This window comes from Candidatus Hydrogenedentota bacterium (assembly GCA_019637335.1).
Taxonomy (GTDB): Bacteria; Hydrogenedentota; Hydrogenedentia; order Hydrogenedentales; family JAEUWI01; genus JAEUWI01.
Genome location: JAHBVV010000012.1, coordinates 110,453 through 131,265, shown reverse-complemented (window position 1 = coordinate 131,265; position 20,813 = coordinate 110,453). Strand labels below are relative to the sequence as shown.

The window sequence follows — 20,813 nt, the reverse complement described above, 5'->3', positions numbered from 1 at the left end:
ACTGGCGTTTTCCGTCACGCGTCGTCCCGCGCCCGATCGAGCGCTTCCGCCAGGGCCCGCGCGCCCGCGTGGTCCGCGTCGAACAATTGCACAAGTTCGATCTGCTCGCGGGCCGCTTCGAAATCGCCCAGGTCGCAGAGCATGCGCGCATAGGTGATTTTGAGGTCCAGGTTGCCCGGATAGAACTCCAGGTAGGCCTTCATCAGCGGCCGGGCTTCCGGGAGGCGGCCCAGGCGCGCGGCGACATCCAGGAAGGATTCTATCAGGCCGCGGTTCGCGTAATTCGCCTCCAGCGCGCGCCGGAGATGCGAAAAAGCCGATTCCAGGTCGCCCCGCTGGTAGGCGATGAGTCCCAGGGCGCCTTCCGCGCGGTCGAAATCCGGGTGGGCGGCGAGCGCGCGTTCGAGCCGGGGTTTCGCGGCCTCGGCGTCGTTCATCGCGAGGAGGAGAATGCCGTACTCGCCCTCGATCTCGGGGGCGTCGGCCGTCTCGAGGAGCATGCGGTAGGTTGTGGCGGCTTTTTCAAGTTGGCCGAGGCGGCCCAGGGCGCGGGCGACGATGCCATAGCGCGCGACGTCGTCCACGGCGGCGGCGTCCATCGCGAAACCGATCGCGGCCTCGTATTCGCCGGCTTCCAGCGCCTGCCGCGCGAGGCCCAGGCGGTCCACGCCGGTTTTGCAGGCAATGCCGAGCCACTGGTAGGTGAGGAATTCCTCGTAGGCGGTATCGTCCACGTCTTCCATGGTGACCAGACCGAGGGTGAGCGAGCCGTCGGGGCTTTTCGGGAGGTGTTCCGGCGGTCGCTGGTTCAGCGGCAGGACGTCCGCGGCTTCCAGGCCGCCCGCCTCGATCATGGCGCGCAGGTCCGTGCGCGTGAAGAAGCGGAGGTGGGTGGCGTCCATGATGCCCTGCTCGTAGTAGGTCCAGGCGCCGTGCGAGAGCATGTGGATGACCTCGAAGTAGCGCGCGTTGGGCACCGAGATCACGATGACGCCATGGGGGGCCAGGACGCGGTCGAGTTTTTTCAGCACGGCGGAGGGATCGGCCAGGTGTTCCAGGACGTCGGCGCACACGATGCAGTCGAAGTGGCCGTCGTCCCAGGGCAGCGCCATTTCCTCGATGTTGCCGTGGAGCACGCGGTCGAGCACGTCGCGGGCGCGGAGGAAGGCGTCCTCAATAAACTCGACGCCGCAGACCTCTTCGACGCCGCGTTCTTCCTTGAGCAGTTTGCCGAGCGCGCCGGCGCCGCAGCCGACATCGAGTATGCGCCGCGCGCGCAGCGGGATGGCGGGGAGCAGTTCGCGGCGCGGGTGTTCGTAATAGGCCTCGGCGGTCTTCGGGTCGTGGTGGAGGAGGGGCTTCGCCAGTGATCCGGTTTCCTGCTGGATATCGTCGAGCATCCACGCGATTCGTTTGGCGTAGGTATGTTCGCGCCAGACCTTCTCCCGCCCGGCGGCGGCGATCCGTTCGCGGGCTTCGCCGTCGTCGAGGTAGGTCTGAATGAGCGCGATGGCCTCCTCGACGCTGCGGTAGACGAGGAGATCCGTTCCTTCTTCGAAGAGATCGTCCAGGCCGATCGCGGGATCGGTGATCAGGAGCGCGCCCGAAGCCATGGCCTCGAAGACGCGCATGTTGACGTCCCGGTTCACGCACATGTTCACCACAATCTTCGCGCGCGCGTAGTATTCCGCCATCTGGTGCGGCCAGCACTGCCCGATGAAGTGGTTGGGGAAGTGTTCGCGGACGGCGTCGATGAAATGCCGGCGGACCTCGCCGCTGAGGCTGGCCATCCCGCCGACGAAGGCGACGTCGAGGTCGCGTTCGCGGGGCGGGAGACTGTGCAACTCTTCCGACGCGGCGAGGGGCAGCCACTTCACCCGGCGGACGCCCGCCGCGCGAAACTCCTCGACCTGGGCCTTTTGCGCGAGGTATACGTAGTCGAAATGGCGCGCGATTTCGAGACGGTGGGGCGCGCCGAGGTGCGTGTCGATGAACCAGGCGGCCTTTACGGCGTCGATCTGCGCGTATCCCGGGGCGAGCCACATCTGGCCGGAATCGACCCACAGCAGCAGCCGGGGATGGAAGCCATCCGGGAGGCGGGATTCTATTTCCTTCAGCGATGGGCTCAGATCGGTCTCGATATCGTGGCGCGGATACTCCGGCACGGGCGCGGGGAATCCCCAGCCGAGCAACGCCTCGTCCGTCACGCGGGCGCCCGTCGAAACCGTGGGACACGCGCGCCGGAGGGCCTCGTGGATGTAGCGCCCGGTGGTGTGCGGCGATCCGGTGTAGGTCACGAGGACGGGTACGCCCGCGGCGGCTTCGGCGCGCGCGGCGGAACCACGCGCTGGCCGGCGATCCGCGGCCTCGAAAATGGCTTCGCGCCAGCGATCGGCGAAGACGTCCAGCGGAAAGGTCCGCGCGATGGTATCGCGTCCGCGGGCGCCGATTTCGCGCGCGAGGGCCGGGTCTTCGAGGAGGCGCGCCAGGTATTCGCGGAGTTGCGCGCTGTCGTAGGAAACGAAACCGTCCACCTCGTTGGTGATGGGCGAGGTCGGGTTCGCGAGGGCGCAGACGGGCATGCCGCAGGCCATGGCCTCCAGCATGGCGAGGTTGTAGCCGTCCTCGTAGGCCTCACGGGAGACGTGCAGCATGGCGCGGCAGGTGCGGTAGGTGCGCAGCAGGTCCTCGAAGCTCTTGCTTGGCTCGCTTCCCGGGATTAACGGATTTACCCCGACGACACGGTTGGCCAGGCCGGTGCAGCAGGCTTCCTGGAAGTCCACATCGAACATGCGGTCGCGCTGGCGCATGGTGTTGCCCACGCGAATGACGCAGGGGGTGTCGCCGGTGTACCCGCCCCAGGCTTCGACATCGATGCCCGGTGGAATGACGCGGCCCGGTATGCGGTAGTCGTCCCGTTTAGATTCCGAGATGAATACGAATTCGAAGAGGTGGGGAAGCTGGTCCAACAGCATGCGGAAGGCAGTGTGCCCTTCGGCGTTTTCCGGGGCGATCGTGGTTTCGAGGAAGGTGCGGCGGTTGTGGCAGATGAGGATGCGCGACGCCTCCGCCCGGGCCACGTCGAGGGCGTTGCTTTCGTTTTGCGCGATGACCACATCGTAGTGGCCCCGGTCCAGCCGCGCGCGCCAGACCCGCTCCGGCACGAGCGTGAGGTTGTCGGGAATGGGGCGGAACTGCGTGTGCCACACGCGCGCGAGGGGGCCGCTCTCGTAGAGCCCGACGTCCAGGGGCAGGCCGGTCGCGGCCATCATGCACAGGTAGGGCTCGTGGAAATTGAAGGTCAGGACGCGGGGCGTGGCCATCAGCCGCCCGAAGTGGCCGGAAGCTGCGCCTGCAACAGGGCCACGATCTCGGCTTCCCGTTCCGCGCGGGGCGCAAGCTCGTATTCCAGGAGATCGCCCAGGAGAATGGTATCGCCGTCCTTGAGGGCCTGTTCGGCCTCCTCCAGGAACTGGTTCAATTCGTCGTGCGCCGTCTGGAGCGACTTGCCGCCGATTTGCAGGGTGTCCAGGTCGAGATCGAGGGCATTGGCCACCAGGGCCTCGCGCGATTTGACGCTGGCCCAGATGCCGGCGAGTTCCACGAAGGGGTCGAAGCCTTCTTCCGGTTTTTCGCCCTGGAATACCTGCGCCATCTGGCGGCAGACGTTGGGGAGTTCCGGCAGGGTTTCCTCGAGGCCGCGGAGGCATTCTTCAACCAGGGCGGAGGTCGATTCCGAGCCGATTTCGAGGCGTCCCACATCGTTCGGTGAGAGGTTCTTGAGGCGGGTCGCGAGATCCTCCGGCGCGACATCGCTGCCGTCCACCTTGACGGACAGAATCGAGCGGCCCTGACCGCGCAGGTATTCGCTCACCGCGCCCACCGCCGCAAACAGGTCGCCCGGCTCGCCCTTCAGGTCGTAGTTGCCGGCGCCATCCACGATCACATCCATGTGTTTCCCTTTCCTAGCGGGGGATCAGATTGGAGATGCCATCGAGCGAGCCCGTCGCCGCGGCCTGGGCGTTTTCGGCCTGGATCGCGAGGTAGACTTCCCGGCGGTGCACGGCCACACTGCGGGGGGCGACGATGCCCAGCTTCACCTGGTTGTCCTTGAGATCGAGCACCTTGATCTCGATGTCGTTCCCGATCATGATGCTCTCGTTTTCCTTACGCGTCAGTACGAGCATGGCTCACTTCCTCCCGCGCGGCTGCCGCCTCCCGCGCCTGCGCCAGGAAAAACTGGATCGGGTAGTCGCTGCGTTCCAACACCGTTTGCTTGCCCAGGCGTTGTTTCGAATTGATCAGGACGGGGGCCTTCAGATTCGTGCGGATTTTCGCCACGTCATCCGACACGACGAGAATGGTGAAAATACTCAGCTCGTCGGCGGTATTGACGGCCAATTCCGCGAGCTCGTGCTGGCCCAGCGGCACGCGGTAATCGGGAGCCACATCGCGCGGATTCATGAGCAGGAAGGCGAGCTCGCCCGATTCGGTTGACTGGAGCCACGTGACGGCGCTGTCCGCCGGCCCGGGCAGCAAGACAAAGCGCCGGTACTCCTGAAAGCCGATAATGGGCTGGGTGAAGGTGATAACCGAAGTTTCCGCTACCTCCAACTCCCCGAATCGCGTCGTTCTCAACTGCATCAAGTCACTCCGCCGTCCTGATCCTGGTTCGGGCCTCAGTATGCACCACGGCCCGGCGGGGGTGCAAGCGAAAACAGAGAATAGTGCCGCGCCGCGTCAGGCGAGAACAGCGGGCCGCGGCCGGGGGCGTTTATTTACGGGCGCGCGTCCAGATTGGCCTTCCATGTTTGCACATCGGCCGGATCGGGGAGCGGCGGGTCTTTTTCGGCGTACAGGCGCGCCTCGCCGCCGGTAATCAACCACACCTGGATCTGGTCCCGGGCGGGATCCGCGACGAATGCCGCCGTTTCGATGCCGCCCTCGTGGGGCTTGTTTCCGGTGACGTAGAGCAGACCATCTTCGGCGGATAGCGGGCCCTGGACGCCCATGTTTTCGAGAAAGGCGGGAAGCGCGCCGCCCAGGAGGGCCTGGAGCCGCTTTGAAACCGCCGGGTGCTCCCACAGGTTGATTTCGCGCGGATAGGCGCCCACGTGATCATTGAGCGCCGCGAGCGGGGATGCGTCTGGCCCGCCTTTCGCGCCGGAGCGTGCGAAACGCAAAACCCGGTCCCCGTCCTGATGCAGTGTCAGCACATCGTCTTCCAGCGTGAAATGGCTTGTGGCCTGCAAGGCGGCCAGCACAGCCGACTCTTGCGCCATCACGCCTTCCGGGGCGCCGCAGTAGCGCTTGGTTGCGGCGATAGGGCCGAAGGTCAGCCCGTTGCCATCCAGGGTGTATTTCCCGACGTACCGGTTGCAGCCGGCCGAGCCCGACGCCTCGCCGCTCGCCGCATCGAGCAGAAGCGTTACCGAGGTGTCGGGGACCGGGGCTTCCGGGGCGCTGGCCTCGCCGATTCCGGCGAGTTCCCACGCAATATCCTGAATAGACATCGGGTCCGAGGCATCCTTTGCCGTGGCGGCGCCGGCGCCCGGACCGTGATCGGGACCCGCCGGCGTGGCCGCGCAACCCGCAATTGTGGCAAGCAGAAGCGTGAGAACAGCAGTCGGGCGGCGGCGCATAGACGGGAACTCCTATGAAATCGGGCGCGGGCGCACCTCATGAAAAACAGAACCGGCGGCGCAGGATACCGGGCCGGCGCCGCCGTGAATTAAGTGATTAAAACGATCACGCGATCCGACCGCGGTCAGGGAATCACGTAACTGATGTCCGTCGTACGAAGCTTCTCCAGCCCGTCGCGCTCCACGACCATATCCATCGGAGTATACTCGTCTTCCAGCACCGAAAGATCGCGTTCCGCCACCACCGTATCCGCGTCCGCATCCACCGGCGTCATACGCACATCGCGGGCCTCGCGCGAACTGGCGCTCCGGGGGGCCGACCGCACGTGACCATCCATAATCGGGGCCACGGAATTCAAGCCGCTCTCCGCGTTCACCGCTCCGCCATTGTAATTCGAAACCGCCGGCAACAAGATGGCCGCCATGACCACCGTAATCGCCAGCACCACGAGCAGATCGGGTAGCTGCTCGCCTTTACCTGTCATTTTATTCCACATAAACTAACCTCCTGCCGCAATGCGTTCCTATTATGAACGACTGGCGGTACCAGGCTGAGTCGTCCTCCCGAGCGTACCGAAGCCCATGGATCAAACATCAGACCATTCGCACCTGACCAGACGCGTTTCGGTCTCATCCATTCAAACTGACGGAACACCCCGACCGACTGCACACTACTTCGATTTCAACTCGCCTTCCACAGCGTGATTATACACCATATATGCCGAATGTACACAAGAAAGTTTCCGGATCGGAGTTGTTGCAATTGAATTTCACATATTTTGGTATTGAATTACACATTTTTTACCAAATACACAATGAAATCGCGCGCGCCTCTGGTGGTCGAGGTTCGGAATCACGCCGTTTCCTGCATTACGTTAACCCATGACCGCGCGGTATTGTTCTGGAACACGCGGGGAGCGCGAGAAGCACGTCGCGCCGCTACGCCGGATCGCTCTCGCGCCGCATGCCGCCCACTTGCTATAATCCCGGGAACGTATGCGGGGCGTCAGCACAACCAGCGAAGGATCCGGTTCTTGGGCGGAAAAACAGTGCATTTTGGCGCGGGCAACATCGGCCGCGGCTTCCTCGGCCAGTTGTACTGGGAGTCGGGCTATAACACCACCTTCGTGGACGTCAACGAGACCGTGGTCCGTCTGCTCCGGGAGCGGAACGCATACCCGCTTCACCTGGTGTCCGAGACGACGGAGAAACTCCGGATTACCCGGGTGGACGCAATTCATGGGGGCGACATCGAGGCCATTGCGGACGCCCTGGCCGAGTGTGTGATCGCCTCGACGGCGGTCGGCTCGCCGATCCTGCCCCGCATTGCGCCGGCGCTGGCGCGAGGCATTGAGAAGCGCTTCGCCACGCCGGACGCCACGCCGTTGAACGTCATTATCTGCGAAAACGTGCTTCGCGGGGACCGGATCCTGCGCGAAGCGGTTCGGGAATGCCTTGCGCCGGAATGGCACACGGTATTGGATACGCAGGTGGGGTTTGTGGAGGCTTCCATTGGCCGGATGGTGCCGCGGATGACCGAGACCCAGCATGCCGAGGATCCGCTGCTGGTCTGCGTGGAACCCTATTGTGAGCTGCCCCTGGCCGCCGAGGGCTTCGTGGGGCCGATTCCGCCGATCGCCCACGCCAAGCCGTATCCCAATTTCGGCGCCTACGTGGAACGCAAGCTCTTTGTGCATAACATGAGCCACGCGGCGGCGGCCTATCTGGGCCACCTCAGGGGCCATACCTATATATACGAGGTGATTGCGGATCCGGAAATCCGCCCGGTGGTCGAGGCGGCGCAGCGGGAGAGCTGCCTGGGACTGGCCCGGAAGCACGGCATGGATCAGGCCGCTCTTGAGGCCTTCGCGGCGGACCTCATCCACCGGTATCAGAACAAGGCCCTCGCCGATCAGGTGGCGCGCGTGGGTGCGGACCCGGTCCGGAAGCTCGGCCCGGACGACCGCCTGATCGCCTCGGCCCGGATGTGCCTCGAGCAGGATGTTGACCCGGTGGCCCACGTCAAGGTCATCGCCGCGGCGCTGCAGTTTGACGAGCCGTCGGACCCGGGGGCGGTAGAAATCCAGACGATGCGCCGGGAACGGGGCGTCGGCGCGGTGCTCGACACGATATGCCAGTTGGCGCCGGAAGAACCCCTACGGGCGTTGGTCGAGGCGTCACTGGCCTCATAAGCACGCTTTGGGTTGCCGAACCAAAACAAATAATAATCAATACAAAACAACAGCAATCAGGATAAAAAGATGCAAAAATTTGACGTGGTGGTGGTTGGATCGGGGCCTGGTGGCTATGTGGCGGCGATTCGCGTGGCGCAGCGCGGGGCTTCGGTGGCGGTGGTGGAGCGGGAGGCTCTGGGTGGCGTGTGTTTGAATGTTGGGTGTATACCGACAAAAACACTCATATACACCGCCGAACTCTACCGAAAAATGCAACATGCCGAGGACTTCGGGCTGAAGGTTTCCGGGGCGGCCTTCGACATGAAGGCTATGGTCGCGCGGAAGAACAAGGTTATCGGAACCAACACCGGCGGAATCGATGCGCTGTTCAAGGCGCACGGCATTGAGGTCATCCGGGGCGAGGGCACGGTGGTGACGCCCGGCGAGATCGCGGTCGGGGACACCCGGGTGCGCGCGGGCAGCATCATTATTGCGACGGGCGGTCGCCCCGCGCAGCTGCCCGGGCTGGAATTCAACGGCACGACAGTGATTGGCAGCACGGACGCACTGGAGTTGACCGAACTGCCGGAGCGCATCGCGGTGATTGGCGCGGGGGCGCTGGGATCGGAGTTTGCGTGCATCTGGAACGCGCTTGGCGCGAAGGTGACCCTGATTGAGGCGATGCCGTATGTGCTTCCCCGGGAAGACGAAGACCTGAGCAAGCGCCTGGCGGCGGGGCTCAAGCGGAAGGGGATGGATGTGCGCACGGACACCAAGGTCCAGACGCTCAAGCACCGGAAGGACAGCGTGCACCTGACGTTGGAGGGCAAGGGGGCCGGGGAACTGGAGGTGGATCTGGTGCTGGTGGGGATCGGGCTCCAGTGCAATTCCGAGGTGGTCACACGCACGCCGGATCTCGGGGTGGCAATTGGCGCACGGGGCAGCATCGTGGTGGACGATCGTATGGAGAGCAACATTCCCGGGATCTACGCCATCGGCGACGTGACCAACAAGACCTGGCTGGCGCACGGCGCGTCGACCGAGGGGATTGTGGCCGCGACCAACGCCACGGGCGGGAACCGGCGCATCGACTACCGGGTGGTGCCGTCGTGCAATTTCACGTCGCCCGAGGTGGCGAGCGTGGGGCTGACGGAAACCCAGGCGAAGGCGGCGGGATATACGGTGAAGACCGGGAGCTTCCTGTTCGCCGGGAATGGCCGCGCGCACGCGATGGGCGAGACGGAGGGGCTGGTGAAGATCGTGGGCGACGCCGCGACGGACCAGTTGCTCGGGATGCACATCATGGGCGCGGAGGCCGGCGAGCTGATCGCGGCGGGCGCGATGGCGATGCAACTGGAGGCGACGGTGGAGGAGATCGCGCATACGATACACACGCATCCGACGCTTTCGGAGGCGATACTGGAGGCGGCGGAGGATTACTACGGCCTGGGCATCCACACCCGCCCGGCAAAACGGTAGCGGCATTTGGTATAGTGATCGGTTCGCGGGCGCCCTGGCAATCCAGGGCGCCCGGGAGCCGCCGGGCGGGCCGGCGAACAGGGACCGTGGCATCATGAGACCGAGCTGGGGATATCGCGTGCGCGAGCATGCGGGGTGCGTGGTGCTGCTTCTGTTGTTGCCCGTGCTGGCCCTGGCGCCCAGCCTCTTCCAGGGGGCGGCGCCCATTGCGCCCGATTCCATTCTGGCCCTGCCCCCGTGGGAGAGCGCGGCGCCGGCCGGGGCATTGTCCGAGCACGACCCGCTTTCCGCCTGGCAACTGGCCACCGCCTGGCCCGCCTACCAGTACATCAACGAGAACCGGACCCAACCCGCCGCGCTCTGGTGGAACCCCGACACGGGCCTGGGCCAGCCCTTTCTGGCGGATGTGCGCAACCGGTGCCTGTCGTTCTTCACGATCCCGTTTTACCTTTTCGATTTGCCGCTGGCCTGGGCGCTCAGCCTGTGGCTGAAACTGGCGGTCGCGGGCTGGGCCGCGTATTACGGCGCGCGGCGCTACGGCTTCACGGCGGGCTTCGCGCTCATCGTGGCGCTTGTGTACCAATGGAGCGGGCCCGTATTCCACTGGGTCGCCGAGCCGATGGGGGATATCCTGCCCTGGTTTCCGCTCCTGCTACTGGCGGTGGACCGCCTGCTCATCGGGCAGTTCCGCGCCTGGCCCAAGGCCGCCATCGCCGTGGCGCTCATGGCCCTCGGCGGCGACGTGCGGATCCTCGCCGGACTGATCGGCGCGCTCGTGCTTTACATGGTGCTGCGGCGCGCGCGCGACAGCCACCACGTCCATCTGGGCGCGGCGCTGCCCGGTTTTGCGCTCGGCGTCGCGGCGGGACTCGGTCTGGCGGCCCCGCAGTTGATCCCGTACTTTACCCTCCTTCGGGAAGGCGCGACGGCCCCGGGGGCCTACCCGTGGCCGATGGAAGCCGGGGCTCTTCTGGGTGGTTTTGGAAGCGCCTACCACCAGGCGGCGACAGGTGCGGCCAATCCGCTGGCGGCGCTCTTCTACGTGGGCCATATTCCGCTGCTTCTGGCGGGCGTCTGGTTCTCGTTGCGCCGCTTCGTGGACAAGGCGCTCCGCCACCGCGTCGAATGCCTGGGTTTGGCGGCGCTCCTCCTCGCGGCCGTGCCGCTGTTGACCGGCGACCGGCTCGTGTCGTTGCCCCTGCTCCGGCTCCTGCATCCGGCCTGCTACGTGGCCGCGCTGGCGCTGCCCTTCGCGTTGATGACGGCGGCCGTGGCGGAGACGTGGCTCCACCTTAACGCGGATCAATGCAAGCGGGTTCTGGCGCGGATGGCGCTGATCCTGCCCCTGTATTGGGGCGGTTTGTTACTGGTTTATGTGTTTTTTTCGGGAAGCGGCACATACTCGGAATGGAATCTTTTTTATCTTTTTGTATTTGTTATCATATGCATAGTGTCAATATTCGGCGTGACGCTCCTCAAGCCGAATCCCCGGATCATGGCGGTCGGTATGGCGGCCCTGCTCATGATCCTGATTGCCCTCGTGCGCGCGCCGGAACTGCCTCGAACCGACGCCAGACTCGTTTATCCCGAGACCCCGCTCGTCCAGGCCCTCCGCGCGGTTGATGCGCGCGTGGGCGGTACGACCGGGCTGTCCGCGTGGCCGCTTCACGGGAACCGAATCCCGGGGCTTCAGGTCCGGGCGACCGTGAGCTTGAACCGCACCGAGCGCTTCCTCGCGCAGATCGAGGCGGACCCGCTCCTCCAGCGCCGCGCGGGGGTGGGCGCGCTGCTGCTGCGGCGGGAGGACATCCAGGGGCCCTACGCGCCGGTGCGGCCCGATCTGAATATCGTGGAGGTGTTCGACGCCGGTGTGGTGCTTTTTCGGGATCTTTCGAGCGCGCCGCCATACCGGATGGCATATGACACGCGCCCGTCGGATGCGCCGGACCTGGGGCCCATGACGGCCGGGAGCGCGCCCCGGGTGGAGGGCTTTGCGATGCCTCCGCGCGAAGGCCCCTTCGACAACGAGATTGAAGTGCTTGATCGGCCCGGCCCGCATCAGGTGCGGCTGCGCGTGGAAACCAACCAGCCGGGCATATTGGTCATCACAACGGCCTGGTATCCCGAGTGGCGTGCGTGGGTCGACGGTAAGGAGACGCTGGTGTACCCGGTCGACGGGGCCATGCAGGGGGTGGAAATCGTAGCGGGCGAACATACCGTTGAGCTTCGGTACGATCCGCGTGGTTTTCGGGCCGGGGTGTGGGTTTGTGTGTGTTTTGCGCTTCTTGTGGGTTTTGGTGTTTTTAGGGCCCTTCGCGCCAACCCGGGGCATGGATGACGGGGTTGGCTTGGTGCGGGTACAGCCACCGGCTGGGTAGGGGCCTGGGTTCCAGTATTGAGCGCACTGGCCAGCCGGATGCAGTCCCCTTGGGCTTGGTGCGGGTACAGCCACCGGCTGGGTAGGGGCCTGGGTTCCAGTATTGAGCGCACTGGCCAGCCGGATGCAGTCCCCTTGGCGCCTCCGCGCCAACCCGGGGCATGGATGAGGAGGGGTGGTTTGCGGGTACAGCCACCGGCTGGGTAGGGGCCTGGGTTCCAGTATTGAGCGCACTGGCCAGCCGGATGCAGTCCCCTTGGCGCCTCCGCGCCAACCCGGGGCATGGATGACGGGGTTGGCTTGGTGCGGGTACAGCCACCGGTTGGGTTGGGGCCTGGGTTCCAGTATTGAGCGCACTGGCCAGCCGGAAGCAGTCCCCGGGCTGGCCAGCCGGATGCAGTCCCCGGGCTGGCAGCCGGAGGCCGTCCCCGGGGTTGGCTAAAGCCCACGGCGGCATCCGCCGATAAATCCCTCAGCGACGGAATCCCGGGGCCCCAACGGGCCAACAGCGAGGGTGATATTCATGATACAGACGGTTCAGACGCCTCCCGTAGAGCTTGCCGCAGGCCGCGCCTATCCGCAGTCGGCGAGGCAGGCAACGTACCAGTCCTTCTCCTTCCAGTTTGAAGCGCGCATTGACGTGGTGACCTTCGGCACGAATGCCGTTTCCAATACCGAGGCGCAGGAAATCGTCCTCAACCGCGCTTTCGAGAAGCTGCGCGCGGTGGTGGCCGAGGCGCGCGAAGCCCTCGGCATACCGGAAGGCGAAGCGGTCGACACCTCTCCCGAAGCGACCGCCAACCGCATCGCGGATTTCGCGCTGAATTTCTTTTCCGCATACGCCAGGAACAACGGCCTCGACGACAACGAAGAAGGGCGCGCGCGATTCGCCGATTTCATCGGTGGGGCCATCGCGAAGGGCATCGAGGAGGCCCGAGGCATCCTGAACGCGCTCGCCGCGCTCAATCCCGAGACCGAATCCAGCATTGATCAGATCGCGAGCCTGGTGCGGGCGCGGCTCGACGCCTTCATCGCCAACGGGCTCGGCGGCGAGTAAACCCGGGAATCACGCCGCGCGCCCGCACAAAAGTTGCAGCGCGCGGCGTTTTTTTTGTATCCTTCTGCTTCCCCGCCCGGGTGGTGGAATTGGCAGACACGCAAGACTAAGGATCTTGTGCCAGCAATGGCGTGCGAGTTCGATTCTCGCCTCGGGCACCATCTTTACCACACCAGCCCCGCACGGTCACAATAGTGACCGCGCGGGGCGTTTTGTTTTTTGGGCCGGCCTGGTTTGGGGCATTGGTCCTGCGAATTCGCGCGCCCTTGTAGTTCGATGAATCCCAGTGGCCATGCGTCGTATGTGCCGGCCTCACGTTGATTTCAACCGGGCGCTGCCGTATGGTGTTGATCGGCGTCGGGGCCGTGGATTTTTGGTGATTTCTTTTGGGAGGGCGAGGTGGATTGTATGGGTTTGCTTCGTGTGCTGGGCGGGGTGTCTTGGCTCTGGCTTGCCGTGTCTGGCGTGCTGGCGCCGGGCGCGTGGGCGGAGGCGGTGGCGATGCCGGTGCGGACGGTATGGCCGGCGCTGGAGTTGTATGAGGCGGGCCAGGCGTATGATGTGATGCGGGCCGGGGGCGGGGCGGGGGTCATGTTGAATGACCTCGTGTTGATCGAGAACGATGCGCCGGGGGCGGGGCGGAGCGACAAGGGGGCGCACACGGAGCCGTTGCATGCGGGGGTTCGCATCCGCAAGGTGTTGCGGCTGGAATCGGCGGCGGCGCGCGCGGCGCATGTGCTGGTGTACATGACGCCGCGGGACGCGTCGGATCCGGCGCCATGGCATATGCTGGTGAACGGGTGCCGCGTCGAAGGTGTTCCGCGGTCGTGGCATGAGCTGATGTGGTGGTGGGTTCCCGTGCCGGTGGACGCGCTGCGGACGGGCGAGAATGTCATTGAACTGGTTTGCGAGGGGCCGCCGGAGCGGGGCTATGATGTGTTGTTCGCGCGCGAGGATGAGTATGCGCGCGGTGGCGGGGCCTACACGTACCGCGGGCACACGGGGCTGTTGACCTCGGGTTTCGTGGAGATACCGGACAGCGGGAACCTTCCGGGCCTGACCCCGTTTGAGGTCGGCGCGATGTCCGCGCGGTCGGTGGACGGGGGCGCGACGTATCAGACAGGGTTGCTGGGCCCCGAGGCGGACACCCGGGGCGAGTACGTGATACGCATCAGCCTGGAGCAGCACCACCCAAGCGGATCGCTGGTCAGCCCGCCAATTGACCTATGGGCGGAGGCGCCGGGGGCCAGCGGCATCGCGCCGGCATGCCGCGCGACGGAGCTGCGCCTCACGGGCCTGGGCGAAACGCCATCGGGCACGGTTATCGATTGGGCCGTGCGCTTTTCGGATACGCCGGACCCGACGGATGCGTCATGGGACGCGTTTACGCCGGTCGGGACAGGGGCGGCGTTGGATGCGCCGCTGCCGGACACCGGGCGCCGCTACGCGCAGGTGCGCGCGACCCTGCGCACCGAGGACCCGCTATCGACGCCGGTGCTGCGGGAGATTGCGCTGTCCCGGACGCTGCATTTCACGCCGCCGCCGGAGAACACCTTCTATACGCGCCGCGCGGTGAATCCCGCGCCGCGCTACCCGTCGTATCCGATGTATTTCGAGTCGGGCGATGCGCCGGAGTTGGCGCGGCTGCGGGCGACGCTTCCGGAGGAACTGCTTGTGCGCGCGACGCACGGGCAATTCGCGGAGATCAACCAGATCCGGCACTACGTATCCCAACTCTGGTATCACGCGCTGCCGCACCCGGAATATCCCGAGTGGAACGCGCTCGATATCCTCAAGCGGAAGCAGCAGTACGGCCACGGCGGGATGTGCATCCAGTTCACCATCGTGTTCATCCAGGCGTTGCAGTCGCTGGGCTACCAGGCGCGGCATGTCAACGTGTTCAACCACGAAATACCGGAAGTGTATATCGACGAACTCGAGAAATGGGCCGTCATCGATCCGGAGAGCGTATTCGACTCCTACGAATTCCACACCGGCAGCGGAGAGCCGTTGAGCGTGCTGGAGCAGCACCAGCATTTCCTTCGGCGCTACGGTTTTACCGCGGAGAACCCGATTCCCTGGGCGAGCCCGGCGCCGTGGGAGAACCGCGCGGGGAATGCCGTACCCGAGACGCCGCAGCCGCTGGAGATCTCCACGTTCACCCCGTGGATCAACGATCCGGACCCGATGAAGCGCCCGCCGCAGCACAACCTTGCCGGTTTCTTCCGGCTGATCCCGCGCAACGACTTTCTGACCCGCCCGACGCCGCGCCCGGTGGCGCACGGGTCGACGTGGTGGCCGTGGAGCGGCTATCTGTGCTGGTACGACGAAGCGACGCCGCGCAAGTTGCAGCACGCCCTGCACAGCGATCGCGTGGCGGACTTTTACCCTGCGATCAACCGCGCGCACTACGCGGCGTCGTGGGGCGATACGGAAGGGGAGGTGCGCGTCCGCATGTTCACGCAGACGCCGAACCTGGCGGCGTTCGAAATCAACATCAACGGGAGCGGCTGGCGCGAGAGCCCCGCGGTGTTCACGTGGCCGTTGTTTCCGTCGGGGCTGAACCGGCTCGAAATGCGCGTGCGGAACACGCTGGGCCTCGAAGGGGCGCCGAGCCTGCTGGAGGTGTACTACCACTACCGCGCGCCCTACGCGCCGAAGGAGAAGCCATGAACGGCGTGCTTGAGGCCGCGGCGGAAGTTTGCGCGTTCATGGAGGCGCGCGGATGGGCGTTTTGCATTATTGGCGGCCTCGCCGTGCAGCACTGGGGCGAACCCCGAACCACGCTGGACGCGGATTTTGCGCTGCTTACGGGGTGGGGCGACGAGGAACCCTACGTAATCGAACTGCTGGCATCGTTCGAATCGCGCATTGAAGACGCCCACGCGTTTGCGCTGGCGAATCGGGTGCTGCTGCTGCGATCGGCGCAGGGCTACCCGGTGGATATCGCCCTTGGCGCGTTGCCGTTTGAGGAAGCGATGGTGGCGCGGGCCGTGACCGCGCCTTTTGCGCCGAAGTACACGCTGCGCTGCTGCACCGCGGAAGACCTGCTCATCATGAAGGCCTTCGCGGGCCGCGCGCGCGACTGGCTTGACGTGGAGGGCATTGTCGCGCGGCAGTGCACCCTCGACGCGAAGTATATCATCGGCCAGTTGACGCCCCTGTGCGAGATGCGGGAGGATCGCGACACCATCCTTCGCGTCAAGGCGTTGCTTGGAGCCGAATCATGAAACGTCCCAGCGAGGAAGAGCAGCGGCAGCTGGTGCGCCAGTGGGCGGAGACGGGACGGCTTCTGGAACAGATCCGGCGGGAGGAGCTTCGGGGGAAGCCCTACGATTGGAAGGAGGTCGACGCACTGCTTTCGCTCGCCGATCACTACGACGGCCCGCCCCGGCTCACCAGCGGGCTGGTGGAGCAGCAGCGCATCTTCATGAAGGCCGCGCCCGACTGGTACAAGCGCCTGCGGGGCATTGAAGACACGAAGGACTGACACGGCGCAGCCCTGGCGTTGCGCGATCTTGTCGCGCCTTCCGGCGCGGTGGACAGCCGGGACGGCTATCCTACATTTGCGCCTTCGGCGCATTCTCAGGAATATCTGCGTTCCTGGGGGCGGGTCAGTCCCGGCGCAGGGATTGGTTGAACCAGGCGCACATAACGGCGACTTCCTCGTAGATTGTCGGCCAGGGGTGCGCGCCGCCTTCCTTCACGATCAATTCCACTTCGTGGCCTTTCGCCGTCAGCGCGTCCACCATGATTTCCGATTGCTCCAGCTTGACCACCTCGTCCGCGTCGCCGTGGATGAAGAGCATCGGCGGGACGCTGTCGCCGACGCGGTGCGCCGGGGAGAGTTCCTTCACCTTTTCGGCAATTTCTTCCTTCGAGCGATCGCCGAATCCATCGCTGAAGAAGAAGCGTTCCAGGCGCCCGCCGCGCCCGCTGGCCCACTCCACCCGGGTGAAGTCCGTGGGCGGGAAAAAGACCGCGGCCGCGCGGACGCGGGTGTCGTACTGTCCCAGCGGCCCGTTGCCGGTCGCGTCCTCTGGCGTCACGGCGGCCATGGTGGCGAGATAGCCACCGGCCGACGCGCCGGTAATGCCGAGCCGGTCGGGGTTGACGCCGTATTTTTCGGCCTGGCTCTTGACCCAGCGGATGCCGATTTTCACGTGGGCGTTCATCTCCTCGCCGGAGTACTTCGTGATGGAGCCGGGGCGGATCGCGAAGACCGTGTAGCCGGCTCCGCAATAGATGTCGAACATGCGCGCCCGCTTGTGGTCGTTGATCTTGCCGCGATCGGAATGGAAGGCGCCGCTCGCCACGTCGACGATGGCCAGGCCGTCGCCGGGCCGCGGCGTTTCCGAGGGGAGCGGCGTGAACACATCGGCGAGCAGGCCGGTCCCGTGGACTTCCGCGAAGACCAGGTTTTCGTGCTGGACGTACGGAGTCTCGTCCGCGCGCGCGGTTGTGAGGTGCGGCAACAGGCAAAGGGCGGCAATCAGGGCGATCCGGCGTATCATGGCGTATCCTCACGGTTGGTATGGGCTCGAAACGGCGTTATGGTAGTCCAGACCGCGCCCCCCGCGCCACATCCGGCTGGATAGGCCGTCCGGCGCGCGCGTATAATGCCGTCGCGCTGCGGCAAGCAACCTTCAGAAAGCTCTCTTCATGGAAGAATGGACCCGAAATGAGGTTATCTACGACGGCGACGTGTTTCGCGTGCGCGCGGGCGAGGTCGTGCTCGACGACGGCACGGTGGCGCGGCGCGAGGTCATCGAGCATCCCGGGGGGGTGGGGATCATTCCGTTCACGGGGCATTCGGTGCTGTTCGTGCGGCAGTTTCGCATCGCAATCGGGAAATATGTCCTCGAAATGCCGGCGGGCAAGCGCGAAGGTGGCGAGGATCCCGCGCTTTGCGGCATGCGTGAACTGGAGGAGGAAACCGGCTATCGCGCGGGACGTTTGATACCGGCGGGTGCGGTGTATGCGTCGGTGGGCTACTGTTCGGAGCTTATTCACATCTACCTGGCCGTGGACCTGGCGCACGTCGGGCAGAATCTCGACTACGAGGAGCGCATCGAGATCGTGGAGATGCCGCTGGAGGAGGTGCGCGACACACTGCGCGCGAATGGCTTCGAGGACGGGAAGACGGTCGTGGGGCTGTATGCCCTGCTGCAATACCTGGAGCCGGGGCCATAGGGGCGGTATTTGTGTGGAGCGGGCTCGGAAAACTTGCAACACGGGATCAAGGCCGCGCAGAATCCATCAAAAACGCCCTTTTAACAGATTTGTTGAGCCGAAAGATTGGATTTATGCCGTTCCTTTGCCGTTGCGTCCGCCGTCTCCTTCCCCTGGTGGCCGTTTGCGCCGTATGCGGCTGTGACGGGGGTCAGGGCGGATCGGGAATCGTGTCGCTCGCGCCCAACCTCACCGAGACGATCTACGCGTTGGGCGAGGGACGGCAACTGATCGGCCGGAGCGAGTTTGACGATTACCCGCCCGAGGTCCGGGCGCTTCCCGCGCTCGGGGGCTATATCGATCCCGATCTCGAGCGCATCGCCATGCGCTCTCCCGCGATGATTTTTGTTCCGGGTCGTCATGAACAGGTGACGCGATTCGCCGAAATGCAGGGGATCACGGTGGTCAACGTCCACATGGACAGCTTCGAGACGATATTCGGGGGGATCGAGACCATAGGCGCGGCGCTGGGGCGCGAACGGGAGGCGACGGCATTGCGGGCGCGCATCGAATCGGATCTGGACGCTATTCAGCAGGCGGTTTCGCCGTTTGAACGCCGCAGCGTGTTGATTGTGCTCGGACGCGAGCGGGGCGATCTATCCAACCTGCAAACCGTGGGCAGCGCGTCCTTCATTTCCGAGATAGTGGCGGTGGCGGGCGGCGACAACATCTACGGCGATGCGCCGCAGGCGTACCTGGAGGCGTCGAAGGAAACGGTGGTCATGAAGGCGCCCGACGCGATCCTGGAGATACAGGCGGGCAAGACGCTGACGCGGAACCAGCAGCAGGCGCTTTACAACGACTGGCGATTTCTGGATACGGTGCCGGCGGTGCGCAATGGATCGATTTACTACGTCACGGATTCCCATGCGATGCGCCCCGGCCCGCGGATCGCCGAAGTGGCCCGGATCGTCGCGCGCCGGCTGCACTTCAAAGCGGAACTGCCCGAATGAGCCATGTTCTGGCGGCAGATCGCGTGTCCTTCGGCTACGCTCCGGGTTCCCCGGTGCTGATGGATGTCAGCGTGGAATTACGCGGCGGCGAAGTCGCTGGAATCATCGGCCCCAACGGCGCGGGGAAGAGCACGTTGCTGCAATTGTTGTGCGGGCTGCTCAATCCGGACGAGGGCGCCGTGCTGCTGGACGGGCGTCCGCTTTCCGAATTCAGCGCGCGGGCGCGCGCCCGGCTGGTGGGCTACATGCCGCAGAGCGTGCAACCCGCGTTCAGCCTGTCCGTGCGCGAGGTGGTGGCCCTCGGGCGCTATCCGCACCTGGGGCCCTTCGGCATTCTGGGGCCGCCCGATCACGCCGTGGTGGAGGCGTGCCTCGAACAGACCGAGACGGTCGCGCTCGCGGACCGCGATTTTCTGTCGCTTTCCGGCGGGGAACGGCAACGGGCGGTGCTGGCGAGCGTGCTCGCGCAGGAGCCGCGCCTGCTGCTGCTGGACGAGCCGATGTCCGCGCTGGATCTCCCGCACGAGGTGGCGTTTTTCCGGCAGCTGCGCGATCTCGCGGCGGGCGGGCTGGGTGTGGTCGTGGTGACGCATGACATTAACCTGGCGGCGCAGTTCTGTGATCGGCTACTGCTCATCGGCCAGGATCACACGCTGGCCGCCGCGGGGGCTCCGCAGGACGTGCTGACGGCGGAGCTGCTGACCCAGGCCTACGGCAGCCCGCTGGCGGTGGGGTCGCACCCCGAATCGGGGGGGCCGTTCGTGACCGTGCCGTTGTTGGAGGTGGGACGGTGAAGCGCCCGCGCATTCTTGCAGCTGCCGCCCTGGCGTTCGCCGCGTGCGCGGTGATCTTTGCGTCGAGCGTTTTCGTGGGCACAGAGACCCTTGACCTGGGCCAGGCGTGGGCGGAGTTGCGGGCGGGCACACCGCTGAACGAGGCCCCGACGCTTTCCGTGCTGCTGCGGCACCGTGTCCCCCGCACGCTGGCCGCGTTTATCGCGGGGGCGGGGCTCGCCCTGGCCGGGTGCGCGTTTCAGGCGCTCTTGCGAAATCCCCTGGCCACGCCCTACACGCTCGGGGTCGCCAGCGCGGGGGCCCTGGGCGCGTGGATCGCGTTTCTACTCGCCGATGTTACGGCGGACCTGCCGGTGATCAATGTGCTCGCCAGCAAGCAGGTCATGGCGTTCCTTTTTGCGGGGCTGGATGTGTTTCTCGTGTACCTGCTCGCCGCGCGGCACATCCGCACCTCGCCGGCGGTGCTCTTGCTGGCGGGCGTCACGCTGGGCATGCTGGCAAACGCTGGTATTCTGTTCAGCCGATTCATCGCGCGGCCCGATCGGCTCGTGAACATGGACCGCTGGCTGATGGGCGGCGTGGATGTGCTGGGGTATCAGCCCGTGATCCTGTTGGCCGCCGGGGTGATCCCGTGCGCCGTCGTTCTCCTGTTGCAGGCGGCGCGCTACGACCAGTTCGCGTTCGGCACCGCGCTCGCCGCCGGTCGCGGGGTTAACGTTTCGCGGCTGCAGATCACCACCTTCGTGGTGGGATCGCTGATCACGGCGGTGATCGTGTCCGAAGTCGGGCCGATTGGCTTTGTCGGGCTGATCATCCCCCACGGCGTGCGCCTGATCGCGGGTCCGAGCCACCGCTACGTAATGCCGCTGAGCATCGTGGCCGGCGGGGCCTTCCTCTGCGCCTGCGACATCATTGCGCGGCGCATTCTCCCGGGCGAGACGCCGATCGGGATCATTACCACGCTGATTGGCGGGCCGGTGTTCCTGTATTTGCTGGTGCGCCGCCAGTTCTCGGGCTGGCAGCTATAGCGGGGCGGGGTCAGGAAGGGGGATTGGGGCGCATGAGGGCGGCGAGAATGGGTCCTGAAAGCTTGAGGATGCTTCTC

Annotated in this window: 18 protein-coding genes and 1 tRNA gene; 12 read left to right on the top strand and 7 right to left on the bottom strand. The window is 65.5% G+C overall.

The genetic code is table 11. The annotated features are described in order from the left end of the window. Positions 1-14: 14 nt before the first annotated feature. The 6 genes from KF886_14550 to KF886_14525 form a co-directional block, all read right to left on the bottom strand. Positions 15-3,323: a glycosyltransferase gene (locus tag KF886_14550; GenBank protein MBX3178578.1), complete on the bottom strand. Its 3,309-nt coding sequence runs from the start codon at positions 3,321-3,323 to the stop codon at positions 15-17. Continuing rightward, positions 3,323-3,952 (bottom strand): hypothetical protein, encoded by a 630-nt coding sequence (locus tag KF886_14545; protein ID MBX3178577.1) that lies wholly within the window; start codon positions 3,950-3,952, stop codon positions 3,323-3,325. Before KF886_14545 ends, KF886_14550 begins: the two co-directional genes overlap by 1 nt. A gap of 13 nt (positions 3,953-3,965) precedes the next feature. Next, positions 3,966-4,187 carry a carbon storage regulator CsrA gene (csrA, locus tag KF886_14540; GenBank protein ID MBX3178576.1) on the bottom strand — a complete coding sequence of 74 codons (222 nt, stop codon included), beginning with the start codon at positions 4,185-4,187 and terminating at the stop codon, positions 3,966-3,968. Further along, a complete protein-coding gene (locus tag KF886_14535) occupies positions 4,168-4,644 on the bottom strand; it encodes a flagellar assembly protein FliW (protein ID MBX3178575.1) in 477 nt (158 codons plus the stop codon). The genes csrA and KF886_14535 overlap by 20 nt, the downstream gene beginning before the upstream one ends. Before the next feature lie 134 nt (positions 4,645-4,778). Next, complete coding sequence (locus tag KF886_14530; protein MBX3178574.1) at positions 4,779-5,642, bottom strand: META domain-containing protein; 864 nt, start codon at positions 5,640-5,642, stop codon at positions 4,779-4,781. A gap of 125 nt (positions 5,643-5,767) precedes the next feature. Then, a complete protein-coding gene (locus tag KF886_14525; protein MBX3178573.1) occupies positions 5,768-6,127 on the bottom strand; it encodes a hypothetical protein in 360 nt (119 codons plus the stop codon). Positions 6,128-6,676: 549 nt separating this feature from the next. Here KF886_14525 and KF886_14520 point away from each other — a divergent pair. The 8 genes from KF886_14520 (at position 6,677) to KF886_14485 (ending at position 16,219) form a co-directional block, all read left to right on the top strand. Next, the gene (locus tag KF886_14520; GenBank protein MBX3178572.1) at positions 6,677-7,834 is read left to right on the top strand and encodes a mannitol-1-phosphate 5-dehydrogenase; all 1,158 of its coding nucleotides are present in this window, start codon (positions 6,677-6,679) and stop codon (positions 7,832-7,834) included. 69 nt (positions 7,835-7,903) lie between these two features. Further along, a complete protein-coding gene (gene lpdA, locus KF886_14515; GenBank protein ID MBX3178571.1) occupies positions 7,904-9,295 on the top strand; it encodes a dihydrolipoyl dehydrogenase in 1,392 nt (463 codons plus the stop codon). A 94-nt stretch (positions 9,296-9,389) separates the two neighbouring features. After that, positions 9,390-11,633: a YfhO family protein gene (locus tag KF886_14510; GenBank protein ID MBX3178570.1), complete on the top strand. Its 2,244-nt coding sequence runs from the start codon at positions 9,390-9,392 to the stop codon at positions 11,631-11,633. A 562-nt stretch (positions 11,634-12,195) separates the two neighbouring features. Then, the gene (locus KF886_14505) at positions 12,196-12,729 is read left to right on the top strand and encodes a DUF5610 domain-containing protein (GenBank protein MBX3178569.1); all 534 of its coding nucleotides are present in this window, start codon (positions 12,196-12,198) and stop codon (positions 12,727-12,729) included. Between the two features lie 74 nt (positions 12,730-12,803). Then, positions 12,804-12,890: transfer RNA gene (locus KF886_14500), tRNA-Leu, on the top strand. A gap of 247 nt (positions 12,891-13,137) precedes the next feature. After that, positions 13,138-15,402 carry a transglutaminase domain-containing protein gene (locus tag KF886_14495; GenBank protein MBX3178568.1) on the top strand — a complete coding sequence of 755 codons (2,265 nt, stop codon included), beginning with the start codon at positions 13,138-13,140 and terminating at the stop codon, positions 15,400-15,402. Next, positions 15,399-15,959, top strand: a complete 561-nt coding sequence (locus KF886_14490; protein MBX3178567.1) for a hypothetical protein — start codon at positions 15,399-15,401, stop codon at positions 15,957-15,959. The genes KF886_14495 and KF886_14490 overlap by 4 nt, the downstream gene beginning before the upstream one ends. Beyond that, positions 15,956-16,219, top strand: coding sequence for a hypothetical protein (locus KF886_14485; GenBank protein ID MBX3178566.1), 264 nt, complete (start codon positions 15,956-15,958; stop codon positions 16,217-16,219). The genes KF886_14490 and KF886_14485 overlap by 4 nt, the downstream gene beginning before the upstream one ends. 124 nt (positions 16,220-16,343) lie before the next feature. Here the strand turns inward: KF886_14485 and KF886_14480 are convergent, their stop codons facing one another. Beyond that, complete coding sequence (locus KF886_14480; GenBank protein MBX3178565.1) at positions 16,344-17,243, bottom strand: prolyl oligopeptidase family serine peptidase; 900 nt, start codon at positions 17,241-17,243, stop codon at positions 16,344-16,346. A 148-nt stretch (positions 17,244-17,391) separates the two neighbouring features. Here KF886_14480 and KF886_14475 point away from each other — a divergent pair, with 148 nt between their 5' ends. From KF886_14475 to KF886_14460, 4 genes are all read left to right on the top strand, one after another. After that, on the top strand, positions 17,392-17,922 hold the full coding sequence (locus KF886_14475; GenBank protein MBX3178564.1) for an NUDIX hydrolase: 531 nt from the start codon (positions 17,392-17,394) through the stop codon (positions 17,920-17,922). Positions 17,923-18,131: 209 nt separating this feature from the next. Continuing rightward, entirely contained in the window at positions 18,132-18,914 is a 783-nt protein-coding gene (locus KF886_14470; GenBank protein MBX3178563.1) for an ABC transporter substrate-binding protein, read from the top strand. Then, positions 18,911-19,708 (top strand): ABC transporter ATP-binding protein, encoded by a 798-nt coding sequence (locus tag KF886_14465; protein ID MBX3178562.1) that lies wholly within the window; start codon positions 18,911-18,913, stop codon positions 19,706-19,708. Before KF886_14470 ends, KF886_14465 begins: the two co-directional genes overlap by 4 nt. Next, positions 19,705-20,736, top strand: a complete 1,032-nt coding sequence (locus KF886_14460; GenBank protein ID MBX3178561.1) for an iron ABC transporter permease — start codon at positions 19,705-19,707, stop codon at positions 20,734-20,736. Before KF886_14465 ends, KF886_14460 begins: the two co-directional genes overlap by 4 nt. Positions 20,737-20,813: the final 77 nt, after the last annotated feature.